Source organism: Thermococcus sp. GR6, assembly GCF_012027415.1.
Lineage (GTDB): Archaea > Methanobacteriota_B > Thermococci > Thermococcales > Thermococcaceae > Thermococcus > Thermococcus onnurineus.
In genome coordinates this window covers 399,402-412,617 of record NZ_SNUM01000002.1, presented here as the reverse complement: position 1 = coordinate 412,617, position 13,216 = coordinate 399,402, and the positions used below count along the sequence as shown (strand labels likewise).

Here is a 13,216-nt window from a genome sequence, read left to right as displayed (position 1 = left end):
TTTTTGAACTTGTCGGTTCTAAAGCCAAACCTTGAGTTTAAGTTTGACAACCACTTCGACGTGGGGAGTGTGAGGGAACATGTCGAGACCAATTGCTTCTTCCACAGAGTACTTTCCAGATAGCTCGTTCAAGTTCAGTTTAAGGGTCTTTGGGTTGCAGGAGACGTAAACGATGGTCTGGGGTTCATCTTTTAAGATTTTCTTGACCAACTTTGGATGCAAGCCCGCTCTCGGCGGATCGAGGATTATCGTGTCGTATTTCGCCAAGTTCTCGACGTCTTTGTCCTCTCCAACCGAAAAGACTGCATCAATCCCGTTTAGTTCGGCATTTCTGTTGGCCATCTCAACCGCGAAGGGGTTAATCTCGATGCCCTCAACGGTAAAGCCCCTCTTCGCAAGGTAAACGCCGAAGGTTCCGACGCCAGAATACAGATCGAGAACTTTCTCACCCTCCACGAGTCTGGAAACTTCCCTGACTAAGTTAACCGCTTGGTAACTGTTAGTCTGGAAAAAGCTGTTGGGGTGGATAAGGTAAGCAACGTCATCGAGCCTCTCGCGTATGAACTCTTTCTTCCAAACCCTTTCCACATCGCCATAGGAGACATCGCTTGGTGTCCTGTTCACGCTCCAGTAGATAGAGTCAGCGTAGTCAAAGTAGTCCGGGAACCCCTCGGGAAGTTCTCCCTCGGCAGTTACAAGGTTCACCATCAGTTCATCCGTGAACTTGCCCTCACGAATGACTACATACCTCAAAAAGCCCCTGTTTTTGCCTATCTCATAGAGGCTTGGCTTGTGATCCTCTATAAACTCCCTGAGCGAACGGAGAACCTTTCCACTGGCTTTTCCGAAGACGGGACACTCCTCGATGTCCACGACGTTCCACCAAGTGCCCCTCCTTCTGAAGCCAATCCCGTTTGTCGAAATGACAATATCAACACGATTTCTGTGACCATATATCTCCGGCGAAGGAATAACTTCGACATCAAAACCAAGAATCTCCGAAAGCTTGTCAGATTTGAACTTCAGCTGCTCATCGTAGGGAAGGTGCTGTAAGAGACAGCCGCCGCAGGTTCCAAAATATGGGCACTTTGGCTCGGTTCGAATCTCAGAAGGCCCAACTACTTCATACTCAGTTGCTATGAGCGTTCTCTTCTTTCTCCGCCATCTTTTAATCTCGACGATATCGCCAGGGGCTGTAAATGGGACGTGAATTTCCCGTTTACCCAGCCTGACTATGCCCAGTCCTTCCAAATCCAGTCTCTCAACGACTCCCCTCATGATTCCTCCTTCAGAGGGGGCCTTATAAATCTGCCCTTGAACGAGTGTCAAAGATAGTTTCGGAAGGTTTATTTAGGTGGAGAGAGTAGTAAATAACGGTGCCGTTGATGTTCGGCAGGCGTAAGGATGTTGTTTACAAAGTCCTCGCCACCAAAAAGAGGGCCGTGGCCCTTCAGAGCCTGAGCGCCGAGCTCGAGACTCCCATGCCCGCGGTTCTTAAAACTGTAAAACAATTAGAATCAGACGGTCTCGTAGAGGTTTTCTACGGCCGGGATAAAGCCTCAATCATGGTGAAAGCAAAGACCATTGAGGATTACATCTGAGGCTTTTTCAATCATTTTTTAGAATAAAACACTAAGGAGGCCTAGCCAGTGGTATCAGTAGTCATAACCGGTAGGGGTGGGGCAGGAAAGACCACCATGACAACTAATTTGAGCACTTACTTCTCCAAGAACAACTACAGAACTCTGGTCATAGATGGCGACCTCTATCTTCCAAAGCTCGCATTCCACTTCGGCATATACAATCCGGTTTACAACCTCCATACCCTACTAAAGGATCCCGAGATGAGGGTCCTGGATGCAGTCTACCATGACGTCAAAACGGGTGTCGATGTGCTCCCAGGAAGTTCAAAGCTCTACGACGTCCTTGACCTAGATCAGAGAAGGCTTAAGGACATCGTGAGAGAGATTCAAACGAGATACCAGATTACATTCATAGATTCACCGGTCGGAATACCCTTCGATACTATTTCAACCTTCAGGCTTGCCCAGTACCAGCTAATCGTAGTAGAAATAGAGCGCTGTCCGATACACTCAGTTCACAAAATGATAGAAAACGAAGTTGTCAAACTGAAGGCCCTCGGGGAGGCCTATGGTCTGAAAGTTGGGGTCATACTTAACAAGGTCCGAGAATCCTCGCAGAACATCGACAAAATAGTGGAGTTCCTCGAGTATAGCGTCGATGTTCCGGTTGTGGGAATAGTTCCCTATGACTATCAGGTTCCAGAAGCAACCAACGAGGGAAGGCCAGTTGTTGACTACGCACCTCACTCAAAAGCCTCAAAAGCCATCGTCGAGGCGGGCGACATCATGAGTGAGTGGATATTCGGGGAAAAGAAAAAGGAAGGGTCTCTCCACAGGCTCTACAAATCATTATTCTCTCATTTGCGAGGGGGCAGAATCCCTGCGGGCAAAAAGCTCTGAGACCGTAACGAGCGGAAGAAAAGTGTACTTCTCCGTCATTTTTTCTTTGGCTCCCTCTTCCCTGTCCACAACAACGCTTATAGCAACAACTTCCGCACCTTCTTTCTCAAGAATCTCTGCCGCCCTGAGGACGCTACCCCCGGTGGTCGTGACGTCCTCGACCAGGAGTATTCTGTCGCCAGGCTTCACCTCGCCCTCTATCTGCCTACCGGTGCCGTATTCCTTCTTTTTCTTCCTGACGATGATGAGGGGCTTATCCGTTTCGAGGGCTAAGGCAGTGGCTATCGGAACTGCTCCAAGCTCAGGGCCGGCCACCTTATCGAACTCAAGACCCAGCTCCTCGGCCCTCGATTTCATCAGCTTTGCAATGAGCTTCAGCGCCCGGGGATTCGTGATGAGCTTTTTGACGTTGATGTAGTAGTCGCTCTCCTTTCCGGAGGTGAGAACGAAGCGCCCGAAGAGTATAGCCCCCTCCCGAAAGATCATCTCGATGAGCTCGTCCTTCATTTTGGACACCTTAATGTTAATAGTCACATAGATTCAGGGAGAAATAGACACGAAGTTTAAAAATCTTAGCGTCAGGTTAATAAGAGATAAAGGCTGAGAAAATATTATGCTGACCGTCGAGAGGGTTATTGAGTACTACTTTGCCGTCGTGATCATCGTTGGGGGTCTCAGCGTCCCGTTGGGAATAAAACATACACTGAGAACCTGGCGGGCACTTCCAGAAGTCGGATGGATGGGCAGAAGCTTTGGAATGGGACTTCTGGCATTGGTACTTGCATCATTCCTCGAGCTCCCCGTTCTTCTCCTTGAGAGCTGGCTGGCTCTGGCTTTTATAGCAGGCCTCGTCGAGGAGACTATCAAACTCCTCCCGCTGGGATTCTTCAGAGACTCCCCTGGATGGGAGAAGTGGAAACTCGTGATTGGAACTGGCCTCTTCCTCGGTCTTATGGAGGGCATTCTCTACATCGCGGGGATAATCGTCCTTGGGGAGGATGTATACCTGATCGGGGTTAGGGCGGTTCTCATCGGACTCCACACCGTCTGGGCAGCGATCTCGATAGGCTTCCTGCTGGGTGGAAGTGGCTGGGAAAAGTTCTACGGACTGGCCTTCTCAATGGTGGCACATACCCTCTACGACCTGCCTCCGCTGGCCGTCGTCCAGGGACTGTCTGCCGGGGCGGTGGCGATTTTGGGAGCAGTCTCGACGGCCTTCATGCTCGCAACCCCGCTGATGGCGAAGAGAGCGGCCGGGCTGGCACTGAAACTCGCCCCGGAAGAAGAAAGTGAAGAAGAAACAGAGGAGCCAACTTTAGAATTCACTTTTTAGCCTTGAACCTCTCCTGGAACTCGTAGAGCTGGGCGATGCGCTCTATCGTATCGGCCTCTTCAGGACTTTTATCCTCTCTCAGGGCCACGTAGCGCGGGAACCTTAAAGCGAACCCGCTCCTGTACTTCGGACTCCTCTGTATCTCCTGGTAGGTAACCTGAATGACCACCTTCGGCTCAATCTCCACGAACTTGCCCTCACCACCGATGATGAGGGGCTTGAGCATCTTGGTGAACTCAACGAGGTCTTCATCGGTGAAGCCGCTGCCAACCTTCCCGACCGGCACGAACTCACCGCTGTGCGGATCGTAGGCCGCAACCAGGAAGGAGCCGAGCAGATGTGCCCTTCTTCCCTCGCCCCACTCCGCTCCGATTATGACAAGGTCGAGATCCTCCATGGTGGGCTTTATCTTGAGCCACTTCTTGCCCCTGTTTCCGGGCTCGTAGACGGAATCGAGCCGCTTCGCCATGAGACCCTCGTGGCCGAGTTCAAGGGCATTCTTGTAGAACTCCTCGGCCTCCTCGACCTTCTTCGTAACCAGCTGCTGGGCAAGCTTAATCTTTTCACCCTCCTCGATGATTTCTTCGAGCTTAGCTCTCCTCTCGCGGAAGGGTGTGTCGATCAGGGCCTCTCCATCGACGTAGAGGACGTCGAAAAGGTTGAGCTCCAGCGGAATCTTCTCTATCATCTCCTCGATGTTGTATTTCCTTCTGAAGCGCCTGAGGACGTACTGGAAGGGCCTTGGCCTTCCACCCTCACCCACAGCGACAAGTTCGCCCTCAACTATCGCTTTTTCAGGCTTTATGCTCGTCTTTATGGCATCAACGACCTCGGGGATAGAGCGCGTGACGTTCTCCAGCCGCCTGGAGTAGATTACAACCCTGTCGCCGTCCTTGTGAACCTGAACTCTCGCTCCATCGTACTTTATCTCGAATGCTGCCTCGCCGCCCATCTCGAGGAGGGCCTCCTTGACGCTCGCCGCGTTCTGGGCGAGCATCGGCCTTATCGGCTTCCCAATCTGGATGTGGACCTTCCCCAGGCCATCGTTGCCCTCGAGCTTTGCCACCTTTGCAACGTAGCCGAAGTCGCTCGTGAGCATATAGGCACGCTCAACGAGCTCGGCTTTGACCTTGAAAGCTTCGGCTATGGCATCGCGAAGTATGCCCTCGGCAACGCCCGTTCTCATCATGCCGAGAACGGTTCTCGCTATGTATTTACCCTCTTCCGGCTGGGCGTCCATGAAGATGTTGGCGAGATACTTCAGCTTCCTGTCCTGGCTTCCCTCGCCGCTCGCTTCGGCTATCTTAATGAAAGTCTGATAAACGCGCTTTATCGTGAGCGGTTGGCTAAAGAAGCTCTTCTGCTTCTTTTTCTTTAATGCCAGGGCAACGCTCTCGCCCAGATCACCCGTGTCCTTGACGGAGTTCTCTATTTCCCTCTCAGGAACACCGGTTGCCATAGATACGGCCTTTATGAGGAGCTTCTCACCAACACCAAGCTCCCTCTCATCCCAATCGGGGAAGACCTTACCCAGAATCAGGTAGGGAACCACCTCGAGCAGCTCATCTGGAGTTTTCTTCAGAAAGTCGGCCACGAACTTAGTCTTGAGCGTTTTGAGGGTAGTCTTCTCGAGCCTGCGGTAAAGGTCAGAAAGTTCAGCGTATTTCATGTCTCCCATGCTCACCACCAAAGAGAATAGGAAGTAAGGGGATAAAAGACTATCCGACCCACCTGCCAACCTCGGGCTTGCCCGTGAAAACATCGACGACATCGAACGGAACTTCCAGGTCAGTGAGGGTATTCCGGGCTTTTTCAACTTCTTCTGGTTTAAGGAGGGCAAAGAGACCCCTACCGAGCATTATCATCGAGCTCGGGTTTGAGATCACTTTGTCAAGCTCTCTGGCTAGTTCAAGGAGCTCGCCGTCCAGCAAACCGGTCCTTTCGGCGAACTCCCTTGCGAGGATCATCATGCGCTCGGGTTTAGGCTCTGCCAAAAGCTTCTCCAGGGCTTTAGAACCCTCGGCTTCTATGGCGTTGATGACGTCCCCGTCGAGAACCTCCTTGGTAGAGAGCCTCCCGAGTGGGACGACGAGTACCTTGTAGTCCTCGAAGAACAGGTTATCGACCAGGCCTATCCCCGGACCTCCGGCCCTAACCCGAACCTCTATCCCTCCCGCGAGCTGTGCAACGACATCACCCAGACCACCCTTGTTGAGAACCTCGTGTCTGTGCGCCGTCTGCGAAGCCCTGAGCCACGTCCCACCGAAGGAGTAGCTCAGAGCCAGAGCCGTGCCCAGGGCCCCGCCGGCACTGTTGCCAAAGCCGTAGCCGTTGGGAAAGTCGAAGTACTGCCATATCTCAACCTCACCTGTGAAATCCATTGGAACGAGCTCTTCAGCGACGGAGTAGCTTATCATGGCCTCGTCCTTCTTCACGGGCTCGCCGTTGAAGGCCACGTGAATGTGTCTCTCCAGCGTTCCGGTTTCAACACTGAGAAAGACGTTCGTGCCCTTGGAGAGGTTCACACCGGCCCCCAGAGAGCCTGCTTTGAGCGGATCATCGTGAAAGCGCGGGACGAAAAAGGCTGTGATGTGGGCGGGAACGAAAGCTCTAATCAGCATCACTCTCACCTCCAAGAAGAGTGCTCTCTCATGTTTTTAAAATTGGTGAAGGGAAGGATGGAAAAAGAGGAAATCACTCCTCGGCAACGTAGATGGGCACCTTGCCGTGAGGTATGCCGTACTTCTTGCCGTACCACTCGCTGAGGACGTACCACGCACCGACGAGGAGGACTATACCCAGCGGCAGGAGTATCACCCAACTCGTGACTCCCAGGGCGAACAGGAGGTACAGCACGCTGCCAATTGTCGCAACCGTGAAGGCATAGGGTATCTGGGTTGTGACGTGGTCTATGTGGTCAGAACCACTGAACATGGAGCTCATGATGGTGGTATCACTGATAGGTGAGCAGTGGTCGCCGAAGATGCTTCCGGTAAATGTGGCTCCGATGGTGGCGAAGACTATCTCGTTAACCTGACCGTTGGTGAAAGCCAGGCTGAGCTGAACTCCGAGCGGAACCATTATGGCGAAAGTTCCCCAGCTGGTTCCCGTGGTAAATGCAACGAACATCGCAGAGAGGAACATTATCAGCGGCATCCATGGTCCGAGGTTCGCCCCAGAGCTGGTCGCAAGGCTGATGACGTAGTCGCCGGTTCCGACGCTTTCAGCGGCGGTTCCAAGGCTCCAAGCAAGGACAAGGATGGTGTTGGCGAAGAGCATCTGCTTCATTCCCCTGACTACTGTGTCCTCCCACTCTTCCACCGTCATTTTCCTCCTGCCCAAAAGCATTATGCTGGCAACGACGACCATTGAGAAGGAGCCCCAGAGAAGCGCGGTGGCAGCGTCGGCCTCACGGAAGGACTCAATGAAGCTGTAGTTGAGGAAGTTGACACCGAACGGGTTCTCCAACTCGGTCCACCAGCCGAGATCCTGACTATATGCCTCAAGGTTGGCCGCTCCGGTATACCAGAGACCAAGCATGGAGACGCCGACGAGGACGAGGATCGGAATCACGAAGTCCCAGAGGCTTCCGCCCTCCTTGGGCGTGCCTAGGTCAACCTCGGTGGTCATGAGCGGCTTCGCACCGTCACGGAGGACTTTACCCTCAGTCCTAGCGCGATATTCCGCCTTCAGCATGGGGCCGTAGTGCCTGTGGGTGTATGCAACGATGAAAACGAGTAGTATTGCCAGTATCGAATAGAACCTATAGGGCACGCTAGACAGCCAGGCATCATAAGTTCCGTAAACGATGTTGGCGTTATCAAAGCCCTTGCCTATCATGAGAAGTTCATAGCCTATCCACGTTGAGACGAGCGCAAGACCAGCCACGGGTGCCGCGGTAGAGTCGTCTATGTAAGCGAGCATCTCCCTGGAAACCCTCATCCTGTCGGTTATGGGCCTCATGGTGTTTCCGACGACTATGGTGTTGGTGTAGTCATCGAAGAACACCAGTACACCAAGGATCCATCCGAGGATTGAGGCTCCTCTGCTGCTTTTGACCCTCCTTACCAGGGAAGCCGCCAGCGCGTGGACTGCGCCGGACTTGTAGATAAGTCCGACACCCGCACCTATCAGGAAGTCAAATATGAGTATCCTAGCGTTCCAGTCGCTTGTAACGCTACTGACAATCCACTCCAGCGTCTGGGTGGTCCCGACTACCGGATTACCGCCAGCGACCATCACTCCACCAATCCAGACGCCCGCGAACAGCGCCAGGATGACCCTCTTTGTCCAGATAGCTAAGATAATGGCAACCAATGGGGGCAGCAATGCCAACACACCAAAGTCCGACACATTTTCACCTCCTGAGGTGTTTCATGCAAAGGAACACGGAGAGAATATAAAGCTTTCTGTATATCCTTTGTCGTATTGCCTTATTCTCGAAAAATTTTCTGGAACATTTCCACCCATTAAAGACCTAGTTACTGCATCCAAGGCAAATTTCATGAATTTCTGCGTTAATTGAGACTCTCAAGTACATTAATGCTCACTAATACCATAAAAACCTTTCCCAGAAAAAGCTTCAGAAAAGCACAACTAAACCTTAAAAGAAGGCAGAAAGGAGAAGTCACTCAGAAGAGTAATTGAGAAGTTAAGAAATTTTCACAAAGATTCTCCAGTCAGCTCTCTCAGCTTTTGGAAATCCTTTCTGAGCTCTTCCTTCAGCGCTGGGCGGTAAAGAGCCACGGCCGGATGGTACATTGGCATTATGACGATTTTTCCAAACAGCGTGTGGGCTTCGAAGGCCTTTCCGTGGATTTTACTTATGGGTTCGACCTCGAAGCCGAACTTCTCGAGTATGTAACGCATCGAGTGCCTCCCAAGTGGAACGATGACCTTCGGCCTTATGATGTCTATCTGCCTGTCGAGGTATGGTGAGCAGGCCTTTATTTCATCCTCCGTAGGGTCGCGGTTGTCAGGCGGACGGCATTTGACTATGTTCGTGATGTAAACCTCATCCCTGCCCAGGCCTATTTCAGCCAGGAGTTCGTCGAGAACCTTTCCTGCCCTCCCAACAAAAGGAAGCCCCTTCTGATCCTCCCAGTAGCCAGGTGCCTCACCGACGAACATGATCTTGGCGTTATAGCTTCCCGAACCGGGTACGGCGTTAGTTCTGAGCTCGCCAAGGGGACACTTCCGACAGGATTTTATTTTCTCCTCGAGCTTATTCATCAGCTCTTCCTTGCCCATGAAAACACCTCAACGCTTCAGTGCGAGCGTCTTCTGGGCTAGATAAGCCTTGAGGAACTCGACCCAGGCGGTGTAGTAGCCCTTCTCATACTCGTCGCGGAACTCGTGCTCAAGGATTCCCTCAAAGTGCTCGAGCAGTTTCTCGGCCTTCTCCCGGTCATGGTCTCTTATAAGTTGGACTATCAGTGCATCAGGGTCGTTGTCTTTTATGGCGCTCATGAAACCGTTTATGGCCTTGCCGTAACCCCTTCCCCACTCGTCGCTCCCTGCCATCTTCTGGAGCTTCTCAAGGTGAGCCCTGGCCTTGGTGAAGTCCCTCTTGAGGAGCGCGCGGAGGAACATCTCCATCCTCATCTCTCTCGCCGGCATTCTACCACCGCATTAAGTTTGAGCCTTGGCTTTTAACGCCTTCGCCTGCTGCCCAGGCACGTGCCATACCTATGAAGGAAAATCTGCATATTTACGCAAAAGTTTTTATACCTGCGGATTGGAGAAATGACTAGAAGTTGGAGTTGAAGAGGTGAACACATATGGCCGAGAGCATTGGTGAAGTACCCAGCGGCGAAAAAGAGTTCGAGCAGCTCACGAAGAGGGTCAGGGACGTACTGGAGTTTCCAGAGATAACCCCTGAGGAGTTTGAGGAGATGTTGAAGAATGCGAGCAGGGCCTATGGTGGGCCGTTGCCGCACAGGACGTACTCCCTCTGTCCCGAGACGAGGAAGGTTGTTCCCGCTTTGATCTGGGAGAAGGATGGAAAGGTCTGGATAACAAAGCGCTGTCCCGAAGGCCTGATCACCGATGTTTATTATGAGAGCGTTGAGCAGTACTATCGATTCCAGAAGTGGAGGTACGATTTCAACCTCATGAGTTTCAACGTTGAGAATTCAGGTGTCAACTGTCCCTTCGATTGTGGACTCTGCGCCAGGCACCGCTCCCACACGAGCCTGTTGAACATAGTCCTGACAAACAGATGTAATTTATCGTGCTGGTACTGCTTCTTCTATGCCAAGGAAGGCCAGCCCATCTACGAGCCGACACTTGAGCAGATCCGCATGATGCTCCGCAATGCGAAGAAGGAGTATCCCATCGGGGCCAACGCCGTTCAGCTCACGGGCGGAGAGCCAACGTTAAGGAACGATCTCATCGAGATCATTAGAATAGCAAAAGAAGAGGGCTACGACCACGTCCAGCTCAACACCGATGGAATCAAGCTCGCCTTTGAGCCAGAACTCGTCAAGAAGATCAGAGAAGCTGGAGTTAACACGCTCTACCTGAGCTATGATGGAATGACGCCCCAGACCAACTGGAAAAACCACTGGGAGATCCCGCTCATCTTCCAGAACGTTAGGAAGGCCGGCGGACCAGGAATAGTCCTCGTACCAACTACCATAAGGAACGTCAACGACCACGAACTCGGCGCTATAATCAACTTCGGCCTCAACCATCTCGACATCGTCCGCGGCGTCAACTTCCAGCCAATTTCCCTCGTTGGAAGGGTTCCCAAGAAGGAGCGCCAGCGCTTTAGGATAACCATACCAGGTGCCATAAAGCGCATAGAGGAGCAGACCAACGGCACAATAGCCATGGAGGACTGGTACCCGATACCAATTGCCGGTCACATAGCAAGGTTCTTTGAAGCCTTCACGGGAAGCAAGTACTACATGACGAGCCACTACTGCTGCGGAGCGGCAACCTACATCTTCCTCGACAGGAAAAAGAAGAGGGTGGTGCCGATAAGCAGGTTCCTCGACGTTGAGGGCTTCGTTGAGTACCTCGAGACCAAGACTGATGAGATAGAGAACTGGAAGCATCTTGGAAAGCTCCAGAAGCTCAAGCTCGGAGCTGAGATATTCATCAAGTTCAAGAGCTTCTACGATGAGAAGTACGCGCCAGAGGGACTCGACGTCCTCGACCTCATAAAGAACGCCTTCATGCACGGCAACTACGACGCCCTGGGCAAGTTCCACAAAAACGCGCTCTTCCTCGGAATGATGCATTTCATGGACGAGTACAACTACGACGTTGAGAGGGTTGAGCGCTGCGTCATCCACTACGCCATGCCCGACGGAAGGATAGTGCCGTTCTGTACATTCAACGTGATTCCGGAGCTCTACAGGGACAAGGTGCAGGCACAGTTCAGCTACACCTGGGAGGAGTGGAAGACTCTGCACCCGGACTGGGACTACAAGAAGGACAAGTACGTTAGAACCAAGGAGTTCGTCGAAAAGATGAAGAACAGCGAGCTCTACAGGAAGACCTACATCGAGATAGAGGACTACTTCGGGGTAAACACCAAGGCCTGAGGTGATAGGAATGACCGTGAACGGGGAAAAGAGGCTCACCAAGCTCAGCTTCAAATTCGGCAACATAGACTGGGAGATGGCAGTGGTCAAGCAGTATGAACTCCTGAAAAACGCGAATGTGTGGAGAGCGTTCATCAACGGCTACGCCAAGAACGGCTTTGTGGTCTTCGACGAGGAGAAGCTGAGCAGGGAGAAACTCCTTGAAAAGCTCAAGGAGCTTGAGCCAGAAGTTGTCGGGGAGGAACACCTAACGGTTGCGGAGCTCCTGGAGTCCAGCCACTCCTGGGGCAATATACTCGGGAGGATGGAGTCCTGAGAGGATAAAAGAAATCAGTGGAGCTCTATTCTCACTTTTCCCTTCATGTCCTCTTTTTCAAGCTCGAAGGACACTATCCCGCTGAAGGAGCTTAAGTCCAGGACGTTCTTCCCGCGTCTCAGCTCGAAGGTCTCTGCGTAAGCCCCAGATGGGGGGAACGAGAGGTCGTACTCGTAAACGGTGAGCCTGTTGTCAGAGCTGGCGTAGAAGACCGCCCTCGGCTCGGTGTAGCCATCAAGTGGGATTCCTCCGAAGGTTCCTGCACCGAAGTTCCTTGCCATGCCCGGGAGGACTAGGGGTATGGAAAAGCTCACCACTGGCGGCCTGTCCTGGAGAATCTTCTCGTCGAGCACGACTATGTCCCTGTTCCCCGTGTCAAATGGGGTGGCCTCGGTTGCCCCGGTATTGGGCGCGGTGTTGGTACCAAGGAGTATTTTTCCATCCATCTTCTCGATGCTCGTTATCCGTGCCCCGAAGGCCCCAACGATTTTTACCATCGGCGGGGCTATGTAAACCAGGACGCTGGGGCCGGCCACCGTGTTGGTGGTGACCCAGTTGAACTCGTCAGATGGCAGATAAGCCGCGTCGTGATAGGCGTTGAAAGCAGTCAGTATTCCACCGCCCACGTTTATCGCGTTCACCCTGAAGGGCGCGTAGAAGGTGCAGAAGTCAAAGAGCCTGAAGAAGGTGAAGTCCTCTCCCATGAGCGGGTTGCCGGCAAAGAGACCCCCACGAACAAAGGCGAAGGCCCTGTTGTAAGCGGAAGCCATGGCTCCAAGCTCTGCCTTTATATAGGGCCTCCCGTCGACGCTGCTTCCAGGCCTGAAGGTATTCCATTTCCCGGTTATCAAATCAAGAGCCCTTAACTCCCTCAGCCCCTCCGTGAAGTTGTTGCCGATTCCAAAGAACGCCACATCATGGACGATGGTTCCCTTTGGCGAAGGATCACCTATCAGCTCCTCCGCCCTGCCGGTTCTCCTATCCAGGGAGTAAACGCCGAGGTTGGCGTGACCGTCCTCCCTCGCGAGCAGAAGTCTATCGCCGTATGGGTCGTAGATGATATCGCTTATCTCCCCGGCCCAGTCGGTCTCATGGTGGATTGAATCCTTCCAGAGGAGTCGTATAGAGTCGTTTTCCGTATCGTAAACGTGGACGTGGGAGTATTTGTTGACGAAGCTTATGGTACGGTTCTTGTAAACGGCCGGAGCGTGAACCCAGCCGCCGAAGTAGATGAACTCATCGACTCCCGTTACGGCGTTGTAGGTATCCCCTCCGCTCGTGGGGCCTTCCCCGACTAGGGTAAAGTCGTAGGTTTTTTCCTCGCCGTCCCTCACGAAGTGAGCCTCGGCCTCGAAGGCCAAGGTGTAGTAGAGCACGCCGTTGTAATATTTAAGGCCAAATATTCCACCACTGCCCCATTCGGGGCCGTAACGCGGGGGAAAGCGGTAGTTCTTCAGCTCCATAATATCACCGGGATTGAATATAGCTTTCCTCTTATTGAACTTTCGGGAGACTTTTATACCCCCGCGCC

13 protein-coding genes are annotated in these 13,216 nt (G+C 52.7%); 5 read left to right on the top strand and 8 right to left on the bottom strand.

What is annotated here, in order from left to right; genetic code table 11:
- Nucleotides 1-18 precede the first annotated feature (18 nt).
- Nucleotides 19-1,278, bottom strand: a complete 1,260-nt coding sequence (gene rlmD / locus E3E32_RS08415; RefSeq protein ID WP_167731346.1) for a 23S rRNA (uracil(1939)-C(5))-methyltransferase RlmD — start codon at nucleotides 1,276-1,278, stop codon at nucleotides 19-21.
- 107 nt (nucleotides 1,279-1,385) lie between these two features.
- Here rlmD and E3E32_RS08410 point away from each other — a divergent pair, with 107 nt between their 5' ends.
- Nucleotides 1,386-1,601 (top strand): helix-turn-helix transcriptional regulator, encoded by a 216-nt coding sequence (locus tag E3E32_RS08410; RefSeq protein ID WP_167710965.1) that lies wholly within the window; start codon nucleotides 1,386-1,388, stop codon nucleotides 1,599-1,601.
- A gap of 48 nt (nucleotides 1,602-1,649) precedes the next feature.
- Nucleotides 1,650-2,483 carry a MinD/ParA family protein gene (locus tag E3E32_RS08405; RefSeq protein ID WP_167731345.1) on the top strand — a complete coding sequence of 278 codons (834 nt, stop codon included), beginning with the start codon at nucleotides 1,650-1,652 and terminating at the stop codon, nucleotides 2,481-2,483.
- On the opposite strand, the gene pyrE is transcribed toward E3E32_RS08405, so the two are convergent.
- Entirely contained in the window at nucleotides 2,433-2,990 is a 558-nt protein-coding gene (gene pyrE, locus E3E32_RS08400) for an orotate phosphoribosyltransferase (RefSeq protein WP_167731344.1), read from the bottom strand. The two genes, E3E32_RS08405 and pyrE, sit on opposite strands and share 51 nt — an antisense overlap.
- A 106-nt stretch (nucleotides 2,991-3,096) precedes the next feature.
- On the opposite strand from pyrE, the gene E3E32_RS08395 reads away from it, so the two are divergent.
- A complete protein-coding gene (locus E3E32_RS08395; protein WP_167731343.1) occupies nucleotides 3,097-3,816 on the top strand; it encodes a hypothetical protein in 720 nt (239 codons plus the stop codon).
- Here E3E32_RS08395 and E3E32_RS08390 read toward each other — a convergent pair.
- The 5 genes from E3E32_RS08390 to E3E32_RS08370 all read right to left on the bottom strand — a co-directional run bounded on the left by E3E32_RS08390 (nucleotide 3,806) and on the right by E3E32_RS08370 (nucleotide 9,435).
- Complete coding sequence (locus E3E32_RS08390; RefSeq protein WP_167731607.1) at nucleotides 3,806-5,485, bottom strand: ATP-dependent DNA ligase; 1,680 nt, start codon at nucleotides 5,483-5,485, stop codon at nucleotides 3,806-3,808. The genes E3E32_RS08395 and E3E32_RS08390 overlap by 11 nt on opposite strands.
- A gap of 49 nt (nucleotides 5,486-5,534) precedes the next feature.
- Nucleotides 5,535-6,437, bottom strand: a complete 903-nt coding sequence (locus E3E32_RS08385; RefSeq protein WP_167731342.1) for a pantoate kinase — start codon at nucleotides 6,435-6,437, stop codon at nucleotides 5,535-5,537.
- A gap of 73 nt (nucleotides 6,438-6,510) precedes the next feature.
- Nucleotides 6,511-8,169 carry a Na+/H+ antiporter NhaC family protein gene (locus E3E32_RS08380; protein WP_167731341.1) on the bottom strand — a complete coding sequence of 553 codons (1,659 nt, stop codon included), beginning with the start codon at nucleotides 8,167-8,169 and terminating at the stop codon, nucleotides 6,511-6,513.
- Between the two features lie 309 nt (nucleotides 8,170-8,478).
- A complete protein-coding gene (udg, locus tag E3E32_RS08375) occupies nucleotides 8,479-9,066 on the bottom strand; it encodes a type-4 uracil-DNA glycosylase (RefSeq protein ID WP_167731340.1) in 588 nt (195 codons plus the stop codon).
- Nucleotides 9,067-9,075: 9 nt separating this feature from the next.
- Nucleotides 9,076-9,435, bottom strand: a complete 360-nt coding sequence (locus tag E3E32_RS08370; RefSeq protein WP_012572481.1) for a hypothetical protein — start codon at nucleotides 9,433-9,435, stop codon at nucleotides 9,076-9,078.
- Nucleotides 9,436-9,596: 161 nt separating this feature from the next.
- On the opposite strand from E3E32_RS08370, the gene tes reads away from it, so the two are divergent.
- Nucleotides 9,597-11,369: a tetraether lipid synthase Tes gene (gene tes, locus E3E32_RS08365; RefSeq protein WP_167731339.1), complete on the top strand. Its 1,773-nt coding sequence runs from the start codon at nucleotides 9,597-9,599 to the stop codon at nucleotides 11,367-11,369.
- A 10-nt stretch (nucleotides 11,370-11,379) separates the two neighbouring features.
- Nucleotides 11,380-11,685, top strand: coding sequence for a DUF3213 domain-containing protein (locus tag E3E32_RS08360; protein WP_167731338.1), 306 nt, complete (start codon nucleotides 11,380-11,382; stop codon nucleotides 11,683-11,685).
- 14 nt (nucleotides 11,686-11,699) lie between these two features.
- Here the strand turns inward: E3E32_RS08360 and E3E32_RS08355 are convergent, their stop codons facing one another.
- Nucleotides 11,700-13,148: a DUF2139 domain-containing protein gene (locus E3E32_RS08355; protein WP_167731337.1), complete on the bottom strand. Its 1,449-nt coding sequence runs from the start codon at nucleotides 13,146-13,148 to the stop codon at nucleotides 11,700-11,702.
- Nucleotides 13,149-13,216: the final 68 nt, after the last annotated feature.

Excerpts from the sequence above, each read along its gene's own strand:
- rlmD (WP_167731346.1), bottom strand. The coding sequence starts at position 1,278 with ATGAGGGGAGTCGTTGAGAGACTGGATTTGGAAGGACTGGGCATAGTC.
- E3E32_RS08410 (WP_167710965.1), top strand. The coding sequence starts at position 1,386 with ATGTTCGGCAGGCGTAAGGATGTTGTTTACAAAGTCCTCGCCACCAAA.
- pyrE (WP_167731344.1), bottom strand. The coding sequence starts at position 2,990 with ATGAAGGACGAGCTCATCGAGATGATCTTTCGGGAGGGGGCTATACTC.
- E3E32_RS08395 (WP_167731343.1), top strand. The coding sequence starts at position 3,097 with ATGCTGACCGTCGAGAGGGTTATTGAGTACTACTTTGCCGTCGTGATC.
- E3E32_RS08390 (WP_167731607.1), bottom strand. The coding sequence starts at position 5,485 with ATGAAATACGCTGAACTTTCTGACCTTTACCGCAGGCTCGAGAAGACT.
- E3E32_RS08385 (WP_167731342.1), bottom strand. The coding sequence starts at position 6,437 with ATGCTGATTAGAGCTTTCGTTCCCGCCCACATCACAGCCTTTTTCGTC.
- udg (WP_167731340.1), bottom strand. The coding sequence starts at position 9,066 with ATGGGCAAGGAAGAGCTGATGAATAAGCTCGAGGAGAAAATAAAATCC.
- E3E32_RS08370 (WP_012572481.1), bottom strand. The coding sequence starts at position 9,435 with ATGCCGGCGAGAGAGATGAGGATGGAGATGTTCCTCCGCGCGCTCCTC.
- tes (WP_167731339.1), top strand. The coding sequence starts at position 9,597 with ATGGCCGAGAGCATTGGTGAAGTACCCAGCGGCGAAAAAGAGTTCGAG.
- E3E32_RS08360 (WP_167731338.1), top strand. The coding sequence starts at position 11,380 with ATGACCGTGAACGGGGAAAAGAGGCTCACCAAGCTCAGCTTCAAATTC.
- E3E32_RS08355 (WP_167731337.1), bottom strand. The coding sequence starts at position 13,148 with ATGGAGCTGAAGAACTACCGCTTTCCCCCGCGTTACGGCCCCGAATGG.